The organism is Neobacillus drentensis (assembly GCF_036966985.1).
GTDB lineage: Bacteria > Bacillota > Bacilli > Bacillales > Cytobacillaceae > Neobacillus > Neobacillus drentensis_E.
On the sequence record NZ_JBALSN010000699.1, the window covers coordinates 322 to 1682 of the forward strand.

Below are 1361 nucleotides of genomic sequence, written 5' to 3' on the forward strand. Positions count from 1 at the left end.
TAGATCATACTTATCCCTGAGTATTTCATGAAATAGTACGCAAAACTTATTCTCTGCGATTCCATAAAAATACGCGAATGGATTTTTGACATTTCTGTTGAATTTCAGCTTCCTTATGAGCTGCTTAAAGGATTGGATGGCAATATCTTGGATATGATTGAGATCAAGTTCCAAACTGTAGCTAGCTGCAGCCATCTTCACCGTCCTCCAATACTCCTCGATTGTCTTTGCTTCAGGAAAAAAGCATTTTACTAGCTGGACAAAAGGCTGTGGAACTCGGTCGCTCACATAGGTATGATCTAATTCGGACGATTCCTCTTTACGTTCTTTTATCTTTTGATCTTTTTCAGTTTTTAAAAGATCATTAGTTTCTATAGGGTGGTTCAAGATTTCCTCTTTAGGTAGTTCATTTGAAGGAAAACGATTGATAATATATAGGTTACTAGATTGCGAACCATTTCTTCTTTCTGTTTCATAAACTGATAGAATTCCCATTTCTTTTGCCTTTAGAATCATTCGTTTAAAGGTAGAGCGCGAGATTCCTTTAAGGTTGTATTCTTCGTGAATCGCTTTTAAGACCGTTCCTATTTTGGCATTGCATACGCCAGGTATTTTTGCAGAAAAACGAACCAGCCTCTTAAACCCAACTAATTCCCCTTTTGAAAAATCATGCTTGTGGACCGCTAACCACATCTCGATATGAGTATTCAATTCTTTAAGCGAACTAAATTGTGAAAACTGCTCGAATCCTTCAATATTGCCCGATTTTAAACCCGCCATTTCCTAACACCCTCTACGATTGATTTGTGCTTTCTAATCATCAAATCTAAATTGCTAGCACCTTCACAATAGCGGTTTTGGCAGTATGAATCGAATGACTAAAATTCAAATTTGGAGCCGTTTTTGTAGTGAAACGTGTCATTTTGGGGGTCAAAAGTGAAATTTGAGGCCGATTTTTGCAATTTCATCCACTTTTCATATCAATTTGTAGACCGAGGGGATGGTTGGCCCGGTTCTTATGGTCCAGGAACTAACTTGGCTGAAAACAAGAGAATTGTCCCTCTGAGGAGTGGTTTTTGAAGACATTCCTCGACAATCTTTTTGGCCATTTAGAGTGAGAAAATTAAGTGTGGAGCCTGCGGAGGAAAATTTTAACCAAACGTTTTTGTAGTTTCGAAAAGGTGGGGTTTTAGTAGAATAATGGAAGTTTGGAAGAAATTAATCTTTTTCTGTAGAAAAGTGGGTTATTTCCTGCGGAATTTTCGAGCGTATCTCGACAATCTTCTTGCCCTCTTTGGTGGTGATTGCTTCTGATTCAGTTCTTGAATTCGATTCAACCAAACGTTTGATTAGTATAGCCT

The 1361-nt window shown here is 37.9% G+C and carries 1 protein-coding gene; it reads right to left on the bottom strand.

Annotated features, from left to right (window positions below):
* A partial coding sequence (locus V7659_RS30695) for a hypothetical protein (RefSeq protein WP_335543786.1) occupies positions 1 to 780 on the bottom strand: 780 nt, incomplete at its 3' end.
* Between the last annotated feature and the right edge of the window lie 581 nt (positions 781 to 1361).